This window comes from Aeromonas sp. Marseille-Q5825, assembly GCF_946892685.1.
Classification (GTDB): Bacteria; Pseudomonadota; Gammaproteobacteria; order Enterobacterales; family Aeromonadaceae; genus Aeromonas; species Aeromonas rivipollensis.
Genome location: NZ_CAMPOU010000005.1, coordinates 1 through 17,764, shown reverse-complemented (window position 1 = coordinate 17,764; position 17,764 = coordinate 1). Strand labels below are relative to the sequence as shown.

Below are 17,764 nucleotides of genomic sequence, written 5' to 3'. Positions count from 1 at the left end.
ATTATGATAATTTTCTATGTGATTCCATTTCTGCATGGAGTTGGTTTAGAACTAGGTTGCATTGTTCCATTATTGAACCAGCTTCATATATTAGACTACTATCTGAGTTATACGTCCACCCCCCAACATTATTTTTTAGCTTTTTCTGTTGAGCTGCATCAATTCCCATTTTGGTGAGCATTCTGTCAAGATTTTCAAAAAGAGTATGTCTTAATTTATGAGGGTGAATATCTGACAACTCTAAAATCTTCTTCTTGATACTTGAGAAAACATCATCCAATGCAGCAATTGATAGCGGATTATGTGGCTTGGTTGTCGCTAAGAGTAAATAAGGGCTTTTCATGGCAGAGTCGCCAAGAGATTTTCTGGCCTGTTTATATTCATCAATCAGTGACGCTAGAGGAAATGAAATAGGTATGATCCGGCCAACTGTTTTCTCGCGAGGTGTTCTACCACGAGGATCGTCATGCTCGACATTCTGCTGTGTCAGGATAAATGGGTAAACACCATGAACCAGCTTGCTCGTATGGCAGTTTGATGTTGTAAGTGATAGTAGTTCACCTTTCCTAATTCCTGTTTCTAAAAGCAACCTAAGAATGAGCTTGTTACGTAACTGAGTAGCTTTATTCCAGCCAAGCAAACTTGGCATTTCCATGACATCATACAGTGTTGCTTGTTGGACTAATGACAATCCAAGGACGCGGCCTGGATCTGTCTTTGGTCTTCTTAGCTTGGCTAGTTTTGCTTGAAGTCTTTCCATCATCTTGGGTATTTGATGGAATAGAGGATCTGTATTACGGCGCTTGGAAATTGCTTTATCGGCTAAAAATTGAAAGTAAACCAATACTAGGTCAAGGCGTTGATTGAAATAATCAGGACTAACAATATCTGGCCGGAGGGGTCTTGCTCCGTTGATATCGTATGAGTGATGCTCAAGGTGTTTGAGAAAACTTTGGTATAAGCCAGTATCAGCAAACCCTGTGCCAGCAACAATTTCCGCTAGATCTACTTTTAGCATTGCTGCCCATCGTTCGATATGGATTAGGTGGTTTGCATTATTCTCCTGTGTTTTTTCCGCACCATACAGGTGTGTCAGAGTGAACTCACATAGCCTTGGGATGGGGAGTCCTTTCTCATCAACGATTAAATACTTGCGTTCATTGTACTGCTTCATGTTGACGGTTCTGAGCTTCACTGCATCATTCCTTTACACTTTTAGACACCTACCCCTAATGTATACTCCGAGCTTTCAGAATGAGCAATCTTTACATGTTTAAAAATGAAAAAACCCCGAAATATCGGGGTTTTTAGGCATTTTTCTTTACATGATGCTTTACATTTCAAAAAAACCCGTCCTAGAACGGGATATCGTCGTCGAAATCCATCGGCGGTTCGTTGTAGACCGGCGGTGCAGACTGCGGCTGCTGGGCCGGACGACTGTAACCACCCTGTGGCTGCATATTCTGCTGCGGGGCTGCGGCCGGGCGCTGCATCGCTTGCTGGGGGGCTGCCTGTTGCGGCTGGCCCCAGTTGCCCTGGGATTGTTGACCGCCCATGCCCTGGCCGGCGCCGCCTTGCGGACGGCCACCCAGCATCTGCATCACGCCGGTGAAGCTGTCGACCAGCACTTCTGTGGTGTAACGCTCCTGGCCACCCTGATCCTGCCACTTGCGGGTCTGCAGCTTGCCTTCGACATAGACCTGGGAACCCTTCTTCAGGTACTCGCCCGCCACTTCGGCCAGCTTGCCCATGAAGACCACACGGTGCCACTCGGTACGCTCTTTCTGCTCACCGGTCTGCTTGTCGCGCCAGGTGTCGGAGGTGGCCAGGGTGATGTTAGTCACGGCACCGCCGCTCGGCATGTAGCGCACTTCCGGGTCTTGCCCCAGGTTACCGATCAGAATGACTTTGTTGATGCCTCGACTGGCCATAATCTCTCTTCCACCCTTATGTATACCGGCCAGGCCAAATGCCTGGTCCCATTCAATATGTCGTTTGTTTGCAATGAGATGCGCGCCACGGATGGACCTCATCTTCACGCATGTCACGGCTGTGCCAGATTCAACCGACGCGTTTATCGGCCATCCGCCGCAGCGTTTGCCCGCAATAATACCAGTTGGCGGAGATGAGCGCACACCTTCCTGTCCCGGCGAGCACCAAACCCCGCCGCTGGGGTTCGAGTAACTTACCCGAGGTATGGCCCCACCAGCAAGGGGACGACGGGGCCAAGTGCTGCATCGACGGCCAAGGCCTGCTATGGTGCTGGTCGGCACTACTTAACCCCCCAAATGGGGGGGGTGTGCTAGTCATTTGTATTGGTTGGAAAATTGCTGAGCTTCAAAGGAATCACAGCGGCGTCTAATACTTTTTTAATGCTGCAGCCAGGAGGGGGATTGGTACTCTTCCTTGCCGAAAAGCCCCGACTCGAATGTGCAAGGAAGTTCTCTTGATGACGCCCGAATACCCCTTAGTGCTGATCACCGAAAATAATGCACAAGCCAGCAGTTTCCAGCGTCACCTCAGCGAACAGCTTGGCTTGTCCATTTTGCTGGTGGGGGAGATAGAGGCCCTGCCCGAACCCGCCGAAACCTCTGCCCAGACGCTGCTGCTGATCGATCTGGACTATCTGAAGTCGGCCCAGCAGGCGGATTGGAGCAAGGCCATCTGCAGCCGCTTCGGCGAGGCCAGTGCCGTGCTGCTCAACGCCCCGACCAGTACGGACAGGGAGCTGCTGCTGATGTGGCCCCACACCAGCGGGCTCTTCTTCCGCCAGGACAACCTGGATCGGCTGGTGATCGGCATCCGCAAGGTGCTGCAGGGGGAGTACTGGATACCGCGCCATCTGCTGTGCGATCTGGTGGATTACTACCGCAAGGGGAGCGGCCAGCCCCTGCGCAACCAGACGTTGCTGACGGCCCGTGAGCAGGAGATAGTCCGCCACCTGATGACCGGGGCCTCCAATACCGAGATCGCCGACAGCCTGTTCGTGAGCGAGCACACCATCAAGTCCCACCTCTATAACGTGTTCAAGAAGTTGAACGTCAAGAACCGCCTGCAGGCGGTGAGCTGGGCCAAGGAGTATCTCTGAGAGCCGGGATGGGATGATAAAAGCCTGTCTATTCATCCAGTAGTCTCTATGCCATACTGGCCCGCTCTGGTTCCCGTATCGAGCGCGCAACAAGATGGAAAAAATCGTGATCCGGGGTGCCCGCACCCACAACCTCAAAAACATCAACCTGACTCTGCCCCGTGACAAGCTGATCGTGGTCACCGGCCTGTCAGGTTCCGGCAAGTCCTCCCTGGCGTTCGATACCCTCTATGCCGAAGGCCAGCGCCGCTACGTGGAGTCTCTCTCCGCCTATGCCCGCCAGTTCCTCTCCCTGATGGAGAAGCCGGACGTGGACCATATCGAGGGGCTGTCGCCTGCCATCTCCATCGAGCAGAAGTCCACCTCCCACAACCCGCGCTCGACCGTCGGCACCATCACCGAAATTTACGACTACCTGCGCCTGCTGTTTGCCCGGGTCGGTGAACCCCGTTGCCCGACCCACGCCATCCCGCTCGCCGCCCAGACCATCAGCCAGATGGTGGATCAGGTGCTGGCCCAGCCCGAAGGCACCAAGCTGATGCTGTTGGCTCCCGTGGTGCGCAATCGCAAGGGGGAGCACAGCAAGCTGCTGGAGAACCTGGCGGCCCAGGGCTATATCCGCGCCCGCATCGATGGGGAGGTGTGCGATCTTTCCGATCCTCCCTCGCTGGAGCTGCACAAGAAGCACACCATCGAAGTGGTGGTGGACCGCTTCAAGGTGCGCGATGACCTGGCACTGCGCCTCGCCGAATCCTTCGAGACGGCACTGACCCTCTCCGGCGGCATAGTCCTGGTGGCTCCCATGGACGGAGAGGAGGGTGTCGCTCCCCTGATCTTCTCCGCCAACTTCGCCTGCCCCGAGTGCGGCTACTCCATGTCGGAGCTGGAGCCGCGCATCTTCTCCTTCAACAACCCGGCCGGTGCCTGCCCCACCTGCGACGGCCTGGGGGTGCAGCAGTACTTCGATCCCGCCAAGCTGATCCACGATCCGAGCCAGAGCCTGGCCGGTGGCGCCATCCGGGGTTGGGACAAGCGCAGCTTCTATTACTTCCAGATGCTGAAATCCCTCTCCGAGCACTACAAGTTCGATCTGGAGGCGCCCTGGGAAGATCTGCCGGTCAAGACCCAGGAGGTGATCCTGCGCGGCTCCGGCCGCACCGAGATCGAGTTCCGCTACATGAACGATCGCGGCGATGTGGTGGTGCGCAAGCACCCGTTCGAGGGAATACTGCACAACATGGAGCGCCGCTACCGGGAAACCGAATCCAACTCGGTGCGGGAAGAGCTCTCCAAGTACATCGCCAACAAGTCCTGCACCAGCTGCGGTGGCAGCCGGCTGCGGGAAGAGGCGCGCCACGTATTCGTGGACAACCGCAATCTGCCGGCCATCGCCGAGCAGTCCATCGGCGATGCGCTGGCCTTCTTCGAGGGGCTGAACCTGAGCGGCCAGCGCGCCCAGATTGCCGAGAAGATCCTCAAAGAGATAGTCGAGCGGCTCGGCTTCTTGGTGAACGTGGGCCTCAACTATCTGAGCCTGTCGCGCAGCGCCGAGACCCTCTCCGGCGGCGAAGCGCAGCGGATCCGGCTGGCGAGCCAGATCGGCGCCGGTCTGGTGGGGGTCATGTATGTGCTGGATGAGCCTTCCATCGGCCTGCACCAGAGGGACAACGAGCGGCTGCTCAAGACCCTGACCCACCTGCGCGATCTGGGTAATACCGTCATAGTGGTGGAGCACGACGAGGACGCCATCCGCCTCGCCGACCATGTGCTCGACATAGGCCCCGGGGCTGGCGTACACGGCGGCGCCATAGTCGCGCAGGGGACGCCGGAGGAGATCATCGCCAACCCCGCCTCGCTGACCGGTGACTACCTCTCCGGCCGCAAGCAGATCGCCATTCCTGATGAACGCACGCCGCTCACCGGCAAGTGGTTGAAACTCAAGGGGGCGAGCGGCAACAACCTGCGCAACGTCAACCTGGATCTGCCCATAGGGGTGATGACCTGCGTCACCGGGGTCTCAGGCTCCGGCAAGTCGACCCTGATCAACGACACCCTGTTCCGCATCGCCCACCGGGAGCTGAACAAGGCGACAGAGTCCACCCCGGCACCCTATCGCGAGGTGGAAGGGCTGGAGCACCTGGACAAGGTGGTGGATATCGATCAGAGCCCCATAGGTCGAACTCCGCGCTCCAACCCGGCCACCTATACAGGTCTGTTCACCCCGATCCGCGAGCTGCTCTCCGGCACCCAGGAGGCGCGGTCACGTGGCTACCTGCCGGGTCGCTTCTCCTTCAACGTCAAGGGGGGCCGCTGCGAGGCGTGCCAGGGGGATGGCGTCATCAAGGTGGAGATGCACTTCCTGCCGGATGTCTATGTGCCGTGCGACGTCTGCAAGGGCAAGCGCTACAACCGCGAGACCCTGGAGGTGAAGTACAAGGGCAAGAACATCCACGAGATCCTCGAGATGACGGTGGAAGATGCCCGCGAATTCTTCGACCCCGTCCCTGCGGTGGCGCGCAAGCTGCAAACCCTGATGGATGTGGGCCTCTCCTACATCCGGCTCGGCCAGTCGGCCACTACCCTGTCGGGGGGCGAGGCGCAGCGGGTCAAGCTGGCGCGAGAGCTCTCCAAGCGCGATACCGGCCAGACTCTTTACATCCTGGACGAGCCGACTACGGGCCTGCACTTCCACGACATCCAGCAACTGCTCAAGGTGCTGCACCAGCTGCGGGATCGGGGCAACACCATAGTCATCATCGAGCACAACCTGGACGTCATCAAAACCGCCGACTGGATCGTTGATCTGGGACCGGAAGGGGGCGCCGGTGGTGGCCGCATCCTGGTGACCGGCACGCCGGAGGAGATGAGCCGTTGCAAGGAGTCGCACACGGCGCGCTTCCTGGCCCCCTTGCTGAACAAGTAAGGGCAAGTCAGACAGACAAGGGGCCTCGGCCCCTTTTTTGTGGGCGATCGCCGTGGGAGGGAGGGAGCTTTTCTCGGGATCCGCCAGCGGCGGTTGCAGACACTGAGACTGGCTGAATGCCGCATTGGGTCGGGCAGGGCAAGCCCGTCACCGGGCGGTGACTCTGGGGTGTCAGTGGGCCAGCATCAGGAAGGCGAGGGCGAACAGAAAACCGAGCAGGATAAACAGGAAGGAGCCTATGCCCCAGATGGCTGCCAGGATGCCGATGATTTTGTCTTTGCGTGTTTGTGGTTTCATAAAGATTAAATTACAGCATGGCTACATTGCTTTAATAAAATACGCTGGCCGGCATCATTAAACAACAGAGAAATGGGAATATGGGCACCCTTAAGGTGTATTTGGTTGCTATTTTAAATCGGATGTCATTGCGTATTTATATTTCAACTGTCTGTATTTAAATGATTTTCAGGTGTTATTTGTCAGTTTTTTGGTTATCTGAAGCTGCTGTGTACATCCATCTATTTCTTGATAACTATTGAGCTAAATCAATAACCGTCCATTCACATCCTTTTATAGTTTTCGGGCTTACAACATAGAAAGAAAACAAAAAGGAATTATGTGATGAAAAAAGTGCTTCCTCTCCTGATCGCAGCCGCTTTTGCTTCCCCCGCCGCCATGGCTCACCAGGCCGGTGACATCCTGGTGCGTGGCGGCCTGGCCTTCGTCTCTCCCCAGACCAGCAGTGACGACGTTCTGGGCACCGGCGAACTGGATATCGACAGCAATATGCAGCTGGGGCTGACCCTCTCCTACATGCTGACGGACAACTGGGGCGTCGAGTTGCTGGCGGCGACGCCTTTCTCCCACTCGGTGTCGACCCCGGGGCTGGGTGAGGTCGCCAAGGTCAAGCACCTGCCGCCGACCCTGATGGCGCAGTACTACTTCGGGGACGCCAACAGCAAGGTGCGTCCCTATGTCGGTGCCGGCATCAACTACACCACCTTCTTCGATGAAGAGGGCCGTGGTGCCCTGGCGGGCACGGATGTGAGCGTTGACTCCTCCTGGGGGCTGGCGGGTCAGGTGGGCCTGGACATGGCGATCAACGACCGCTGGTTCGTCAACGCCTCCGCCTGGCTCATCGACATCGACACCGACGTGCACACCGCAGTGGGCACCATCAATACCTCCATAGATCCGGTTGCCTTCATGTTCGGCGTCGGCTACCGCTTCTGATGACAAGGTTGGCCGCCACAAGGCCATGACAACCAAGCATGTCTCTTTGGCCCGGCTCTGTTCGGGCCCTTTTCTGTCCGGCTCGGGTAAATAACCGTGATCCGGCCCCTCATGGCGTCACTTATTGCTCTTCCATTGCCTCAACTTGCCGATAGCCTCTGCGTTCACCCCTTTATTTCCCAACGAGTGAGGATGTCTCCATGGGTTTATCTATCGTGCAGCGGATCATCGCCGGATTTGTGCTGATGTTGCTGCTGCTGGTTCTGCTGGGCTTCATCAGTATTCTGAAGATCCGGGGAATCAATGAGGGGCTCTCCCAGGTATCGGATCGTGCCACTCCCCTGGTGATCGCCGTCGCCGGGCTCAAGGGAGCCCTTCAGGACAGCAACCGCTGGGTGCTGACCTACAGGACCAGCGAAGATGCCACTCAATTGCCGCAGCTGGCCAGCCAGTTCAAGGCGCAGCAGGCGCGCTTCCTGGCCCAGAGCCAGGAGATGGCCAGGTTCAACGACGTGGCCGAGGCGGGCGAGCGCTTTCGTCAGGTAGATGGGGCCACCCGGGAGTTCTACGGTCTGGCGGATCAGGTGCTGAGCCAGCATGGCCAGTGGATAGCCGCCCTCAATCGGCGTCATGAGCTGGAGCTGGCCTTTATCCGGCTGGAAGATACCTATCAGTGGGCCGCCGATCTGCTGTTGCAGCAGACCGCCAGCAAGCGCTCCATGCGTAACAAGGCCGAACTCATCACCTCCGGCATAGCCCGGGATCTGAAGAACATCCGTCGGGCCGACGCCAAGACAGATCTCAACGAACTGGAGAAGGTGCTCGCCAAGGATATAGAGATGGCGCGCAAGCGGCTCGAGCGTGTGCTGGTGCCCGATGATGTGAGGCAGCGCTTCGTCGTCAATCTGGACAGGATGCAGGAGCTGGCGCTCGGCCCGCAGGGGCTGCTGGCCACCATGCGTCATGCCCAGCAGCTTGCGGCATCGCTGCAAACCTTGAATCAGCAGCTCGATACCAGCCTGGTCAACAGCCTGGCGCTGCTGGACGAGATGGGCAAGTCGGCGGGCAGCATCGCCAGCCAGAGCCGGATCGGGGCCGATGACGCCGTCAGCAGTGCCAGCTTCTGGATCCTGATCGTCTCCGCCATCTCCGCAGCCGCCGCGCTCATCATCGGTTACACCACGGCGCGCAGCATACAGCGCCCGTTGCAGCTGATCGATCGGGCACTGGATCGCATGGCCACCGGGGACATGACCAGGCGCATCGACTACCAGAGCCGTTGTGAATTCGGCAGTCTGACCCGCTCCATCAACACCCTGGCGGACAAGACGGGGGAGCTGCTCTCCCAGATCAACGCCGGTTCCCGCCATCTGGTGGAGGAGGCGAGCCGCGCCGCCGAGATCAGCGAGCGCGCCATGTCCAGGGTACAGGATCAGAAGAGCCAGACCGACCAGGTCGCCGCCGCCATCACCGAGCTGGAAGTGAGCGCCACCGAGGTGGCCCGCTCCACCGATGGTACCAAGCGCGAGGTGGATCTGGCCGACGAGGAGGCACGCGCCGGTCGCAAGCAGGTGGCGACCACGCGCCAGATCACCGAACAGCTGGCGGGCGCCATGGAGGAGGCGGTCGGCATCACCCACAAGCTGGGGGAGTTCAGCAACAACATCGGCAGCATTCTGGATGTGATCCGCAGCATTGCCGAGCAGACCAACCTGCTGGCACTGAATGCGGCCATCGAGGCTGCACGGGCCGGTGATGCCGGCCGCGGCTTTGCCGTGGTGGCGGACGAGGTGAGGGCGCTGGCAAACCGGACCCAGACCTCGACCGAGGAGATCCAGGCCATGATCGAGAACCTGCAGAGCTCCAGCAAGCATGTGGTGGAGGTGATGGCCCGCAGCCAGGAGCAGACCCAGGGTTGCGTGTCGCAGACCCGGGCCATGGATCAGGCGCTGCAATCCATTGCCGAGCGGATGAGTGCCATCAAGTCGATGGCGGATCAGGTCGCTCATGCGGCCCAGGAACAGATCTCGGTCAGTCAGGGGGTGGCCCGTCATATCGCCGGCATTGCGGACGTGGCCTACGAGACCGAACGGGAGGCCCGTGAATCGGCAGGCAGCAGTGAAGTGCTGGCGGAACTGGTCGCCAAGCAGCAGCAATTGATCGCTCATTTCAAGGTGTAGGAGGACTTATGGCTAACAAGTGGATCGGGGCCCTGAGTCTCCTGTTGTGTGGCCAGCTGATGGCCAGCGAGCTGGTGATCGAAAGCTGGCGGATAGATGACAAGGCCCTGTGGGAGGAGAAGATCATTCCCGCCTTCGAGGCCGCTCACCCAGGCATCCAGGTGAGCTTCAACGGGGTGCAGAACGTCGAATACATGCCGACCCTCTGGGCCAGCCTGAAAGCGGGCAAGGCCGGGGATCTCATCACCTGCCGTCCGTTCGACGACTCCCTGGCCCTGTTCAAGGCGGGCCACCTGGCGGAGCTGAGCGAGATGGCCGGGATGGAGAACTTCCCGAGCTTCGCCCAGTCCCCCTGGCAGACCGATAGCGGCGCCCAGACCTTCTGCGTGCCCATGGCCTCCGTCATTCACGGCTTCTTTTACAACAAGCAGATCTTCAGCGAGCTGGGGCTGGCGGTGCCGCAGACCCGGGACCAGTTCTTCGCCGTGCTCGACAAGGTGAAGGCGGATGGCCGCTATGTGCCGCTGGCCATGAGTGGCAGTGAGAGCTGGGTCGCCTCCGAGCTGGGCTTCCAGAACATAGGCCCCAACTACTGGAAAGGGGAGGATGGCCGGCTGGCGCTGATCGCGGGCCAGGAGCGGCTCGACAACCCGCAATACGTCAAGGTGTTCGAGGAACTGGCCCGCTGGCGTGCCTATCTCGGCGAGGGGGGCGAGGGTCGTGACTACGCCACCACCAACGAGCTGTTCACCTCCGGCAAGGCCGCCTTCTATGCGGCCGGCTCCTGGGAGATAGCCCCCTTCACCGGCAAGGTGGACTTCGGTGTCATGCGCCCCCCTGTGGCCAAACAGGGTGATGGTTGCTTCTTTACCGATCACACCGACATCGGCATGGGGATGAACCCGGCCAGCAAGAACAAGGAGGCCGCCATGACCTTCCTGCAGTGGCTGACCACCTCCCAGTTTGCCGAGCTCTATACCAACTCGCTGCCGGGGTTCTTCTCCCTCTCAAACCACTTCTTCGAGGCCACCAACCCGGCGGCCAAAGAGATGATGGAGTGGCGGGATCAGTGTGACTCCACCATCCGGGTCGCCACCCAGATCCTCTCTCGCGGCACCCCCAAGCTGGGGGATGAGCTGGCCGAGGTGAGCCAGGGGGTGCTGCTCGGCACCATGGCGCCGCAAGCCGCCGCCGATCGGCTGGAGCAGGGATTGAAGGGTTGGTACGCCCCTCATCAGGGCCAGCAGGCCAAGGCCCTGGACTGCCAATGCGCGGTTCCCGCCGCCGTCTCTGCCGCTCCCGCCACGGTTGAGTCTGTCATCGCTGCGCCATCCGCGGCCATCTCGACCGAGCTGAATGCGTCCCCCGTGCCCGCGGCTGTTGCCCCCTCAGCGGCGGCCTCGACCGACGTCGAGCAGGCGCTGGCCAGCGAGCTGGAAGCGCCGCAGCCCTGAAGGGCTGTACCATGAAAAAAACGGGAGGCATCAGCCTCCCGTTTTTATTTGCGCCAGACGCCTACTGTGTCAGACACCTACGGCTGCTGAGCCCAGCGGCACAGGCTGCCGATGCGCGCCACCGGAACGAAGCCCAGGGCGCGGTAGACCCGTTGGGCGTGGTAGTGCTCGTCGGCCACTATGATGAGCTGCCTGGCCCGCTCGAACCCCTGGCGGGCGACCTGGCTCAGCAGTTGACGGCAAAGGCCCCGGTTGCGCCAATCCTGATGGGTGCGTACCAGCTGAAAGCGCCCCATGGTGCCGGTGAAGAAGAGGCCGCAGCTGGCCACCAGACGCTCCCCCTGCCAGATCCCCCACCATTGTCCCAATCCATCGGCGATCATGGCCTGATAGAGGTCGCGCCGCGACTGAAGGTAGGCAAGGTAGCTCGCCTCCCCATGGCCCGAGTCCCTGTCATCGAGCTCCAGGGTCAGCCAGTCATCCCAGTCGGCGGGGGTGAAGGGGCGGGCCGGAGCGAGATCCTGGTCGCTCGGGGCCTGCCAATCGACCGCCCCCAGCGCCAGCACCACGCACTCCATGTACTGGTATCCCGCCGCCACGAAGCCGGCGACCCGGCTGTTCTGTCCCTCGGCCAGCGGCCACTGGAAGGTGCGATGGCGGATCTTGGGATCCTGGCCGATCAGTTTGTCGAAGCTGGCTTCGAGCCAACCCTTGTCGCGGTCGCTGGGCGGAGTGGGGAGCAGCAGATAGTTGCCGAAGTAGTAATCCGGGGCTGTCGGGGTGCGCACGGCCCAGAACCCTTCATGGTCCGTCACCTCGCCCTGATAGCGATCGAACAGCAAATCGGTGGCAAAACCGGGGTGATCTTCCATGACAAGGCTCCTGCAAATGCTTGAATTGATTATCGGCAGGGAGGGAGAGAAGTTAAAAAAAGGCCGGGAAACCCGGCCAAACAATCACACGCAGATTCAGAACGTCCAGGACGATCCGCCCGCATCATAGCGTGCCTGAGGCCATTTTGGGATGGGGCCCGCCGTTACTTGGGTCGAATTGCAAAATAAAAAAAATCGTTTATCCCGCCTTCGTGGGCAAATCGATGTTGACTTTGATCCGTTTTCTCATAAAGATAGAAAGACGTTTAGACGTCCAAACATCCGTTTTGACGTACAGGAATCGGTTGTAGGACAGGGAGAGAGCAGATGGGATTTCACAGCGCGCGTCAGGTCGAGGCACTCAACCAGAGTCTGGCTGACTTGGGTAACAACATTTCGGTCAGCTTCGAGTTTTTTCCCCCCAACAGTGAAGGGATGGAGAATACCCTCTGGCAATCCATCGAACGACTGCAGGTGCTGGAACCCAAGTTTGTCTCCGTGACCTATGGCGCCAACTCGGGCACCCGGGATCGTACGCACAAGGTGATCAAGGACATCAAGGAGCGCACCGGTCTTATCGCCGCACCGCACCTGACCTGTATCGATGCCAGCCGCGACGAGCTGAGAACCATTGCCCGTGACTACTGGAACAGCGGCATTCGTCACATAGTGGCACTGCGCGGTGACCTGCCCCCCGGACTCGACAAGCCGGACATGTATGCCACCGATCTGGTCGCCCTGCTCAAGTCCGAGGCCGACTTCGACATCTCGGTGGCCGCCTATCCGGAGGGCCACCCCGAAGCCAGGAGCGCGCAGTCCGACCTGCTCAACCTCAAGCGCAAGATAGATGCCGGCGCCAACCGTGCCATTACCCAGTTCTTCTTCGATGTGGAGACCTATCTGCGCTTTCGTGATCGCTGCGCCGCCATCGGCATCGATGCCGAGATAGTGCCGGGGATACTGCCGGTCTCCAATTTCCAGACCCTCAACAAGTTTGCCGGCTTTACCAACGTGAAGATCCCGCGCTGGATGCACCAGCGGTTCGAGGGGCTGGATAACGATCAGATGACCCGCAACATGGTGGGGGCCAGCATCGCCATCGACCAGGTGCGGGTGCTGAGTCAGGAAGGGGTGAAGGACTTCCACTTCTACACCCTGAACCGCTCCGAACTGACCTACGCCATCTGCCATACCCTGGGAGTCAGGCCGAAAGGCCAGGCCTGATCCCCATCAGTCAGAAACGAGAAAAGCCAATGAGTTGCCTCATTGGCTTTTTGCTATGGGTGATGATCAGGGTCTGGTCGGCTGGATCTCCTTGGGCTCCAGCGTGATGACCGCATTGCCGGCGGCGCCGGGATACTGGTGGTAGCTCTGGTCCTGCTCCAGGGTGTAGAAGGTGTCCAGGTAGTCGTCGTTGTTGGTCATCCAGGAGTCGGGCAGCGCCTTGACGATGCGGCCGCCGAGATCGAGGAAGGGGAGGGCCTCCGGCACGCCGCCGGCGGTGAAGCCGAGCTTCAGCGCCTCGATCAGCAGGGCGCTCAGCTCCTTGTAGTTGACGTTGTCATCCTGCTCCATCATGACGAGGTCGACTGCGCCCCAGCGATAGCGATCCCAGTACACCAGGATCTGGTTCGGGTTGTAATCCGTGTTGTCATAGTCGAGGTAGGGCATGTCGACTATGTCCACCACGGGTTCGTCCCGGCCGGGATTGACCCCGGCCACGACGGCGTAGACCTCGGCGGTGCCGAGCAACCAGGGCTCCTGATCATCGCTGAGCCTGATCTTCTTGAGAATGCTGGTCTTGAGGGGCGCCGTGTTGCCGGCAGCACGGGGGGCTACTTGCATGTCGGCGGCAGCCAGCGCCTTGCGCATCACCTTCAGACCGGCATTCTTGGCCTTGACGGGATCGGCCTCCACTACCAGCACGGGTCGCGCCGGTGGCTGGTTCACATCGAGGTAGACCGGATTGCCGGCGCCATCGAAGGCTTCGATGGCGCTCCAGCTCTTCTCATCGCCGCTCGGCACGTAGGCAATCAGCGGCTCTGTTCCCTGCTTGAGCGCATTGGCCTGCTCGGGGTTGGCCAGTCGCAACTGCATCAGTTGTTTGACTTCACCCTCCAGTCCTTGCCGGTTGATGGCGGCCTGATTGGCATCGGTGGCCTGCCGTTTGAGGCGTGGGCTCGCCTTTTGCAGCAGGTTGGGCAGCGGACTCTGGTACTCCTGATTGGCGAGCAGGGGCAACAGATTCTTCTGCTGCAGTGCGAGCTGGCGTGCCAGCTCCCTGTCAGTGTCGGCGGCATGGGCACTGGCGGTGCCCAGCAGGGTCAGCAATAAAATGACAGCCTGATTCCTCATTCTTCTTCTCCAGTATTGAGTCTGACAGAGGCGCGTATCGGGAAGAATCTGCGCCTCCTCCTCACTAGACGGGAATGGGGTTCGCCTGTGAACCATTCTTGCCGAATTATGTGCTGTGTCTCACTGGGGTCTCCCCAGATGGTCAGGTCAGGCGCGGAGTCGGTTGACTTGATGCAGCGCCACGCCGACCAGCAATCCCCAGCAGGCGGAACCGACACCGAGCAGGCTGATCCCCGAGGCCGTGATGAGGAAGGTGAGCAGCGCGGCTTCCCGCTCTTCATCCTGCTGCAGCGCCCCGTGCAGGCTGCTGCCTATGGTGCCGAGCAGTGCCAGCCCGGCCACGCAGGTCACCAGCGCAGTGGGAAAGGCGCTGAACAAGGCGACCACAGTCGCCCCGAAGCAACCGGTCAGCAGGTAGAAGCAACCCGCCCACACGGCGGCGGGCCAGCGGCGAGCGGCGTCGGGATCCACCTCCTTGCCCATGCAGATGGCGGCCGTGATGGCGGCCAGGTTGAAGGCGTAACCACCGAACGGGGCCAGCAGCAGACCGGTAAGGCCGGTCCAGCCGATCAGGGAGGAGGTGGCCGGTTGATAACCATGGGCACGGAGGATCGCGATGCCGGGCATGTTTTGCGACGTCATGGTGACCAGGAACAGCGGCAGCGCTATCCCCAACATGGCGTTGATGGAAAAGGTTGGGGAGATCCACACCGGGCTGGAGAGCTGCCAGTGGATCTCAGTCAGCTGCAACTCACCCCTCAGGGCGCAGAGCAGCATGCCAGTGGCCAGCACCAGCACCATGGTATAGCGGGGCCAGAGGTGGCGGCCGAGCAAGAAAGCCAGCAGCAAGGCGCCAAGCAGCAGGGGATCCTGGGGGGCCACCTTGAACAGGTCCAGCCCGAATCTGAGCAACACCCCGGCCAGCATGGCGGCGGCCAGGGGGGCCGGGATGTGGCGCATCAGCCTGTCGAACCAGCCGCTGATGCCGCACAGGGTGATCAGCAATGAGGAGATAATGAAGGCGCCTATGGCCTCCGCCAGGCTGAAATTGCCCAGGCTGGTGATAAGCAGGGCGGCCCCCGGTGTTGACCAGGCGGTCAGCACGGGGATGCGGTAATAGAGAGAGAGGCCGATGCAGCTCACGCCCATGCCGATACCCAGCGTCCATAGCCAAGAGGATACCTGGGCTGCATCGGCGCCGGCGGCGGTAGCCGCCTGAATGATCAGTACGACCGAACTGGTATAGCCAACCAGGACGGCGATAAGGCCTGCGACCAGGTGAGGGAGAGCAAAGGGCATAGCGACATCCTTGTGTATGCTGATAGCTTGTGCGTTATTGCGTACAATATGGCTTTGACTATAGCGTCGTGCGTTATAGCGCACAAGGTGAAGATGCAGCATTCGGGAGAGGGCGTATGCAGGAGATGAATCGGCATCTGGCTCAGCGATTGAAAGGGCTGCGCGCCGAACTGGGGTGGAGTCTGGATGTGGCTGCCCGCGAGACCGGGGTGAGCAAGGCCATGCTGGGGCAGATAGAGCGGGGGGAATCCAGTCCGACGGTGGCGACCCTGTGGAAGATAGCCACCGGATTTCGGGTCTCCTTCTCCAGCTTTATCGAGCCGACCCCGGCAGTGACGGGGGAGACGCTCTATCGCATCGCCGATGACATTCGCCAGCAACCGGCGGGCGAAGGCATGCAGGTGGCGCCGTTGTTTCCCTATGAAGGCCGGTTCGGTTTCGAGCTGTTCGAGTTGACCCTGCTACCCGGCTATCAGCGGGAATCTGAACCCCATGAGCCCGGGGTGACCGAACATGTCATCGTCATCAGCGGGGCGATGGAGCTGCTGGTCGATGGGCAGTGGCGTTCACTGGATCAGGGGGAAGCCGTTCGCTTCGCCGCCGACCGTCCCCACGGTTACCGCAATCTGGGAATAGCCCCGGCCGTTTTCCACAACCTGATCCACTATCCCGCCACTCGCCCCTGATGGCTAACCCGGACGACCGTCCGCTCTGGGGCGGGTCAGGATGGGGGTGTAAACCCAGACAAACAGGCCATAGGCCGCTATCCAGCTCCAGCCGCTCAGGTTCCATCCCGTCAGCGTCAAGCTGGGCCAATACAGAGGGAGCAAGACCCGCACGAAGGCAGAGAAGATCACCAGCGCGAATGCCAGGGTTATCCTGCGCCCGACGTGCAGGGCCCTGCCGCTGTGACCGAGTGACACCCTGGCAATCATCCCGAGGATCATGGTCCCCATGCAGCCAGCACTGAGCAGGTGACTGGCGAGCGACAAGCTGAGGGACAGCCCCGCAGCCTGGGCCGCAAGGGCGAGCAGGCCAAGGGGAATAAACAGATAAGCCAGGTGCAGCGACCATAGCAGGGGCTGTGCCAGGGTGGTGCCGGGTCGCCAGCGCAGTTGCCTGCCCAGGTGCAAGCCGGCCGCCACTATATATAGAGGCACCATATATAGAGAGTTGATCCATGAGTCAGGCAGCAGCCATAGCAGCAGGATCAACCAGAGAGAGGCCAAGGCCCCGCGCTCCAGCCAAGGGCTGGGAGGCGCCTTCTCCTGACCCGTGCCTCTGGCGGTAAAGAAGGGAATGACACGTCCGCCCATCACGGCGATCAGGGTGGTGAACAGCAGTACCGTCGTGATGAGCAGATGTTCCACTGCGCTCCACTCATCTCGCCATAACCAGCTGGCGCCATTGAGCAGAGTCAATATGAGGAGCAGGGGGACAAAGAAGAGGTTGCGCCATTGGCGCGTCATGATGACGGGCTTGGCGAGGAACCAGGCACAGAGCGGCAACCAGGCCAGATCCAGTGCCATCAGGATGAGATTGTCTTCTCCAAGCCAGGGGAGCAGGCACCTTGGCAGCACCCACAATCCCACGATCAGCGCCAATGGCCAGCTGCGAACGCCGGGATGAGCCGTCCAGTTCTGGACGGCAGTCAGCAGAAACCCCGCAACTATGGCGGCGCCAAAGCCGAACAACATCTCATGAGCGTGCCACCAGATGGGATTGCCAATACCGGGCAGGGCGAACCAGTTATTAAGCTGTCCTAGCCAACCCAGCATGGCCAGGCAGGAAAACAGGGCTCCGAGCAGGAAGAAGGGGCGGAACCCCAAGCGGAACAGCGGGACTATCTGCTCTTCCTTGTGGCTATCGAGGATCTGGTGCATGAGAGCAACCTTAATTGAACATTTGAAAAGCCAATTATAAAATGGCTTTTCAAATGTTCAATTTAAATCCAGGGAATGGTGTTTCGGGCGGGGCTGTGGGCAAAAAAAGAACGTCTTGCTGCAGAACTGAGCGAACGAGCGATGAAGGTGAAAAAGCCCTTGTCATCCCGGCGCGGCTCCCTATAATGCGCCCCTACCAGCACGGCGGAACACGCCGAACTGATGAGCCAGCTTCCTAGCGAAGTGGGCGCCGAAAGAAAAGCGAAAACAACCGCTTGACTTTCGAAGTGAGGGGCGTAATATGCGCCTCCTCAACGCGATAAGCGTGACGCTCTTTAACAATTTGAATCAAGCAATCTGTGTGGGCACTCACAGCATCGAACATCAAACAATTTTGTTGATTTTCAATGTCTGGTGAAGTGACCAAGACAACTTCGGTTGTCACAGTTTATTTCAGCAATTCATTGAGCCGCTGAA

14 protein-coding genes are annotated in these 17,764 nt (G+C 59.6%); 7 read left to right on the top strand and 7 right to left on the bottom strand.

Annotated elements, in window-relative coordinates; translation table 11 throughout:
• Nucleotide 1 precedes the first annotated feature (1 nt).
• Nucleotides 2-1,195 carry a site-specific integrase gene (locus OC537_RS14490; RefSeq protein WP_262112279.1) on the bottom strand — a complete coding sequence of 398 codons (1,194 nt, stop codon included), beginning with the start codon at nt 1,193-1,195 and terminating at the stop codon, nt 2-4.
• 160 nt (nt 1,196-1,355) lie between these two features.
• Nucleotides 1,356-1,931, bottom strand: coding sequence for a single-stranded DNA-binding protein (locus OC537_RS14485; protein WP_139744800.1), 576 nt, complete (start codon nt 1,929-1,931; stop codon nt 1,356-1,358).
• Between the two features lie 518 nt (nt 1,932-2,449).
• Here OC537_RS14485 and OC537_RS14480 point away from each other — a divergent pair.
• Nucleotides 2,450-3,088 carry a LuxR C-terminal-related transcriptional regulator gene (locus tag OC537_RS14480; RefSeq protein WP_162472085.1) on the top strand — a complete coding sequence of 213 codons (639 nt, stop codon included), beginning with the start codon at nt 2,450-2,452 and terminating at the stop codon, nt 3,086-3,088.
• Between the two features lie 94 nt (nt 3,089-3,182).
• Entirely contained in the window at nt 3,183-6,011 is a 2,829-nt protein-coding gene (uvrA, locus tag OC537_RS14475; RefSeq protein WP_111911710.1) for an excinuclease ABC subunit UvrA, read from the top strand.
• Between the two features lie 171 nt (nt 6,012-6,182).
• On the opposite strand, the gene OC537_RS14470 is transcribed toward uvrA, so the two are convergent.
• Nucleotides 6,183-6,308, bottom strand: coding sequence for a hypothetical protein (locus tag OC537_RS14470; RefSeq protein ID WP_005328766.1), 126 nt, complete (start codon nt 6,306-6,308; stop codon nt 6,183-6,185).
• A gap of 324 nt (nt 6,309-6,632) precedes the next feature.
• Between OC537_RS14470 and OC537_RS14465 the strand changes: the two genes are divergently transcribed.
• The 3 genes from OC537_RS14465 (at nt 6,633) to OC537_RS14455 (ending at nt 10,878) form a co-directional block, all read left to right on the top strand.
• Complete coding sequence (locus tag OC537_RS14465) at nt 6,633-7,244, top strand: OmpW family outer membrane protein (RefSeq protein ID WP_025328553.1); 612 nt, start codon at nt 6,633-6,635, stop codon at nt 7,242-7,244.
• A gap of 200 nt (nt 7,245-7,444) precedes the next feature.
• Nucleotides 7,445-9,424 carry a methyl-accepting chemotaxis protein gene (locus OC537_RS14460; RefSeq protein WP_171276971.1) on the top strand — a complete coding sequence of 660 codons (1,980 nt, stop codon included), beginning with the start codon at nt 7,445-7,447 and terminating at the stop codon, nt 9,422-9,424.
• An 8-nt stretch (nt 9,425-9,432) separates the two neighbouring features.
• Nucleotides 9,433-10,878: an ABC transporter substrate-binding protein gene (locus OC537_RS14455; RefSeq protein ID WP_171276970.1), complete on the top strand. Its 1,446-nt coding sequence runs from the start codon at nt 9,433-9,435 to the stop codon at nt 10,876-10,878.
• Nucleotides 10,879-10,955: 77 nt separating this feature from the next.
• On the opposite strand, the gene OC537_RS14450 is transcribed toward OC537_RS14455, so the two are convergent.
• Nucleotides 10,956-11,750 carry a GNAT family N-acetyltransferase gene (locus OC537_RS14450; protein WP_171276969.1) on the bottom strand — a complete coding sequence of 265 codons (795 nt, stop codon included), beginning with the start codon at nt 11,748-11,750 and terminating at the stop codon, nt 10,956-10,958.
• Nucleotides 11,751-12,077: 327 nt separating this feature from the next.
• On the opposite strand from OC537_RS14450, the gene metF reads away from it, so the two are divergent.
• Nucleotides 12,078-12,974: a methylenetetrahydrofolate reductase gene (metF, locus tag OC537_RS14445; RefSeq protein ID WP_025328549.1), complete on the top strand. Its 897-nt coding sequence runs from the start codon at nt 12,078-12,080 to the stop codon at nt 12,972-12,974.
• Nucleotides 12,975-13,040: 66 nt separating this feature from the next.
• Here metF and OC537_RS14440 read toward each other — a convergent pair whose 3' ends face one another.
• Nucleotides 13,041-14,105 (bottom strand): DUF3103 domain-containing protein, encoded by a 1,065-nt coding sequence (locus tag OC537_RS14440; RefSeq protein WP_262112264.1) that lies wholly within the window; start codon nt 14,103-14,105, stop codon nt 13,041-13,043.
• Between the two features lie 147 nt (nt 14,106-14,252).
• Entirely contained in the window at nt 14,253-15,404 is a 1,152-nt protein-coding gene (locus tag OC537_RS14435) for a benzoate/H(+) symporter BenE family transporter (RefSeq protein WP_163149467.1), read from the bottom strand.
• A 116-nt stretch (nt 15,405-15,520) separates the two neighbouring features.
• On the opposite strand from OC537_RS14435, the gene OC537_RS14430 reads away from it, so the two are divergent.
• Complete coding sequence (locus tag OC537_RS14430; RefSeq protein ID WP_262112258.1) at nt 15,521-16,090, top strand: helix-turn-helix domain-containing protein; 570 nt, start codon at nt 15,521-15,523, stop codon at nt 16,088-16,090.
• Nucleotides 16,091-16,093: 3 nt separating this feature from the next.
• Here the strand turns inward: OC537_RS14430 and OC537_RS14425 are convergent, their stop codons facing one another.
• The gene (locus tag OC537_RS14425) at nt 16,094-17,287 is read right to left on the bottom strand and encodes an NnrS family protein (protein WP_262112256.1); all 1,194 of its coding nucleotides are present in this window, start codon (nt 17,285-17,287) and stop codon (nt 16,094-16,096) included.
• Between the last annotated feature and the right edge of the window lie 477 nt (nt 17,288-17,764).

Bases quoted from the DNA above. Each gene is read 5' to 3' on its own strand.
- OC537_RS14485 (WP_139744800.1), bottom strand. From the start codon at position 1,931: ATGGCCAGTCGAGGCATCAACAAAGTCATTCTGATCGGTAACCTGGGG.
- OC537_RS14480 (WP_162472085.1), top strand. From the start codon at position 2,450: ATGACGCCCGAATACCCCTTAGTGCTGATCACCGAAAATAATGCACAA.
- uvrA (WP_111911710.1), top strand. From the start codon at position 3,183: ATGGAAAAAATCGTGATCCGGGGTGCCCGCACCCACAACCTCAAAAAC.
- OC537_RS14470 (WP_005328766.1), bottom strand. From the start codon at position 6,308: ATGAAACCACAAACACGCAAAGACAAAATCATCGGCATCCTGGCAGCC.
- OC537_RS14465 (WP_025328553.1), top strand. From the start codon at position 6,633: ATGAAAAAAGTGCTTCCTCTCCTGATCGCAGCCGCTTTTGCTTCCCCC.
- OC537_RS14460 (WP_171276971.1), top strand. From the start codon at position 7,445: ATGGGTTTATCTATCGTGCAGCGGATCATCGCCGGATTTGTGCTGATG.
- OC537_RS14455 (WP_171276970.1), top strand. From the start codon at position 9,433: ATGGCTAACAAGTGGATCGGGGCCCTGAGTCTCCTGTTGTGTGGCCAG.
- OC537_RS14450 (WP_171276969.1), bottom strand. From the start codon at position 11,750: ATGGAAGATCACCCCGGTTTTGCCACCGATTTGCTGTTCGATCGCTAT.
- metF (WP_025328549.1), top strand. From the start codon at position 12,078: ATGGGATTTCACAGCGCGCGTCAGGTCGAGGCACTCAACCAGAGTCTG.
- OC537_RS14440 (WP_262112264.1), bottom strand. From the start codon at position 14,105: ATGAGGAATCAGGCTGTCATTTTATTGCTGACCCTGCTGGGCACCGCC.
- OC537_RS14435 (WP_163149467.1), bottom strand. From the start codon at position 15,404: ATGCCCTTTGCTCTCCCTCACCTGGTCGCAGGCCTTATCGCCGTCCTG.
- OC537_RS14430 (WP_262112258.1), top strand. From the start codon at position 15,521: ATGCAGGAGATGAATCGGCATCTGGCTCAGCGATTGAAAGGGCTGCGC.
- OC537_RS14425 (WP_262112256.1), bottom strand. From the start codon at position 17,287: ATGCACCAGATCCTCGATAGCCACAAGGAAGAGCAGATAGTCCCGCTG.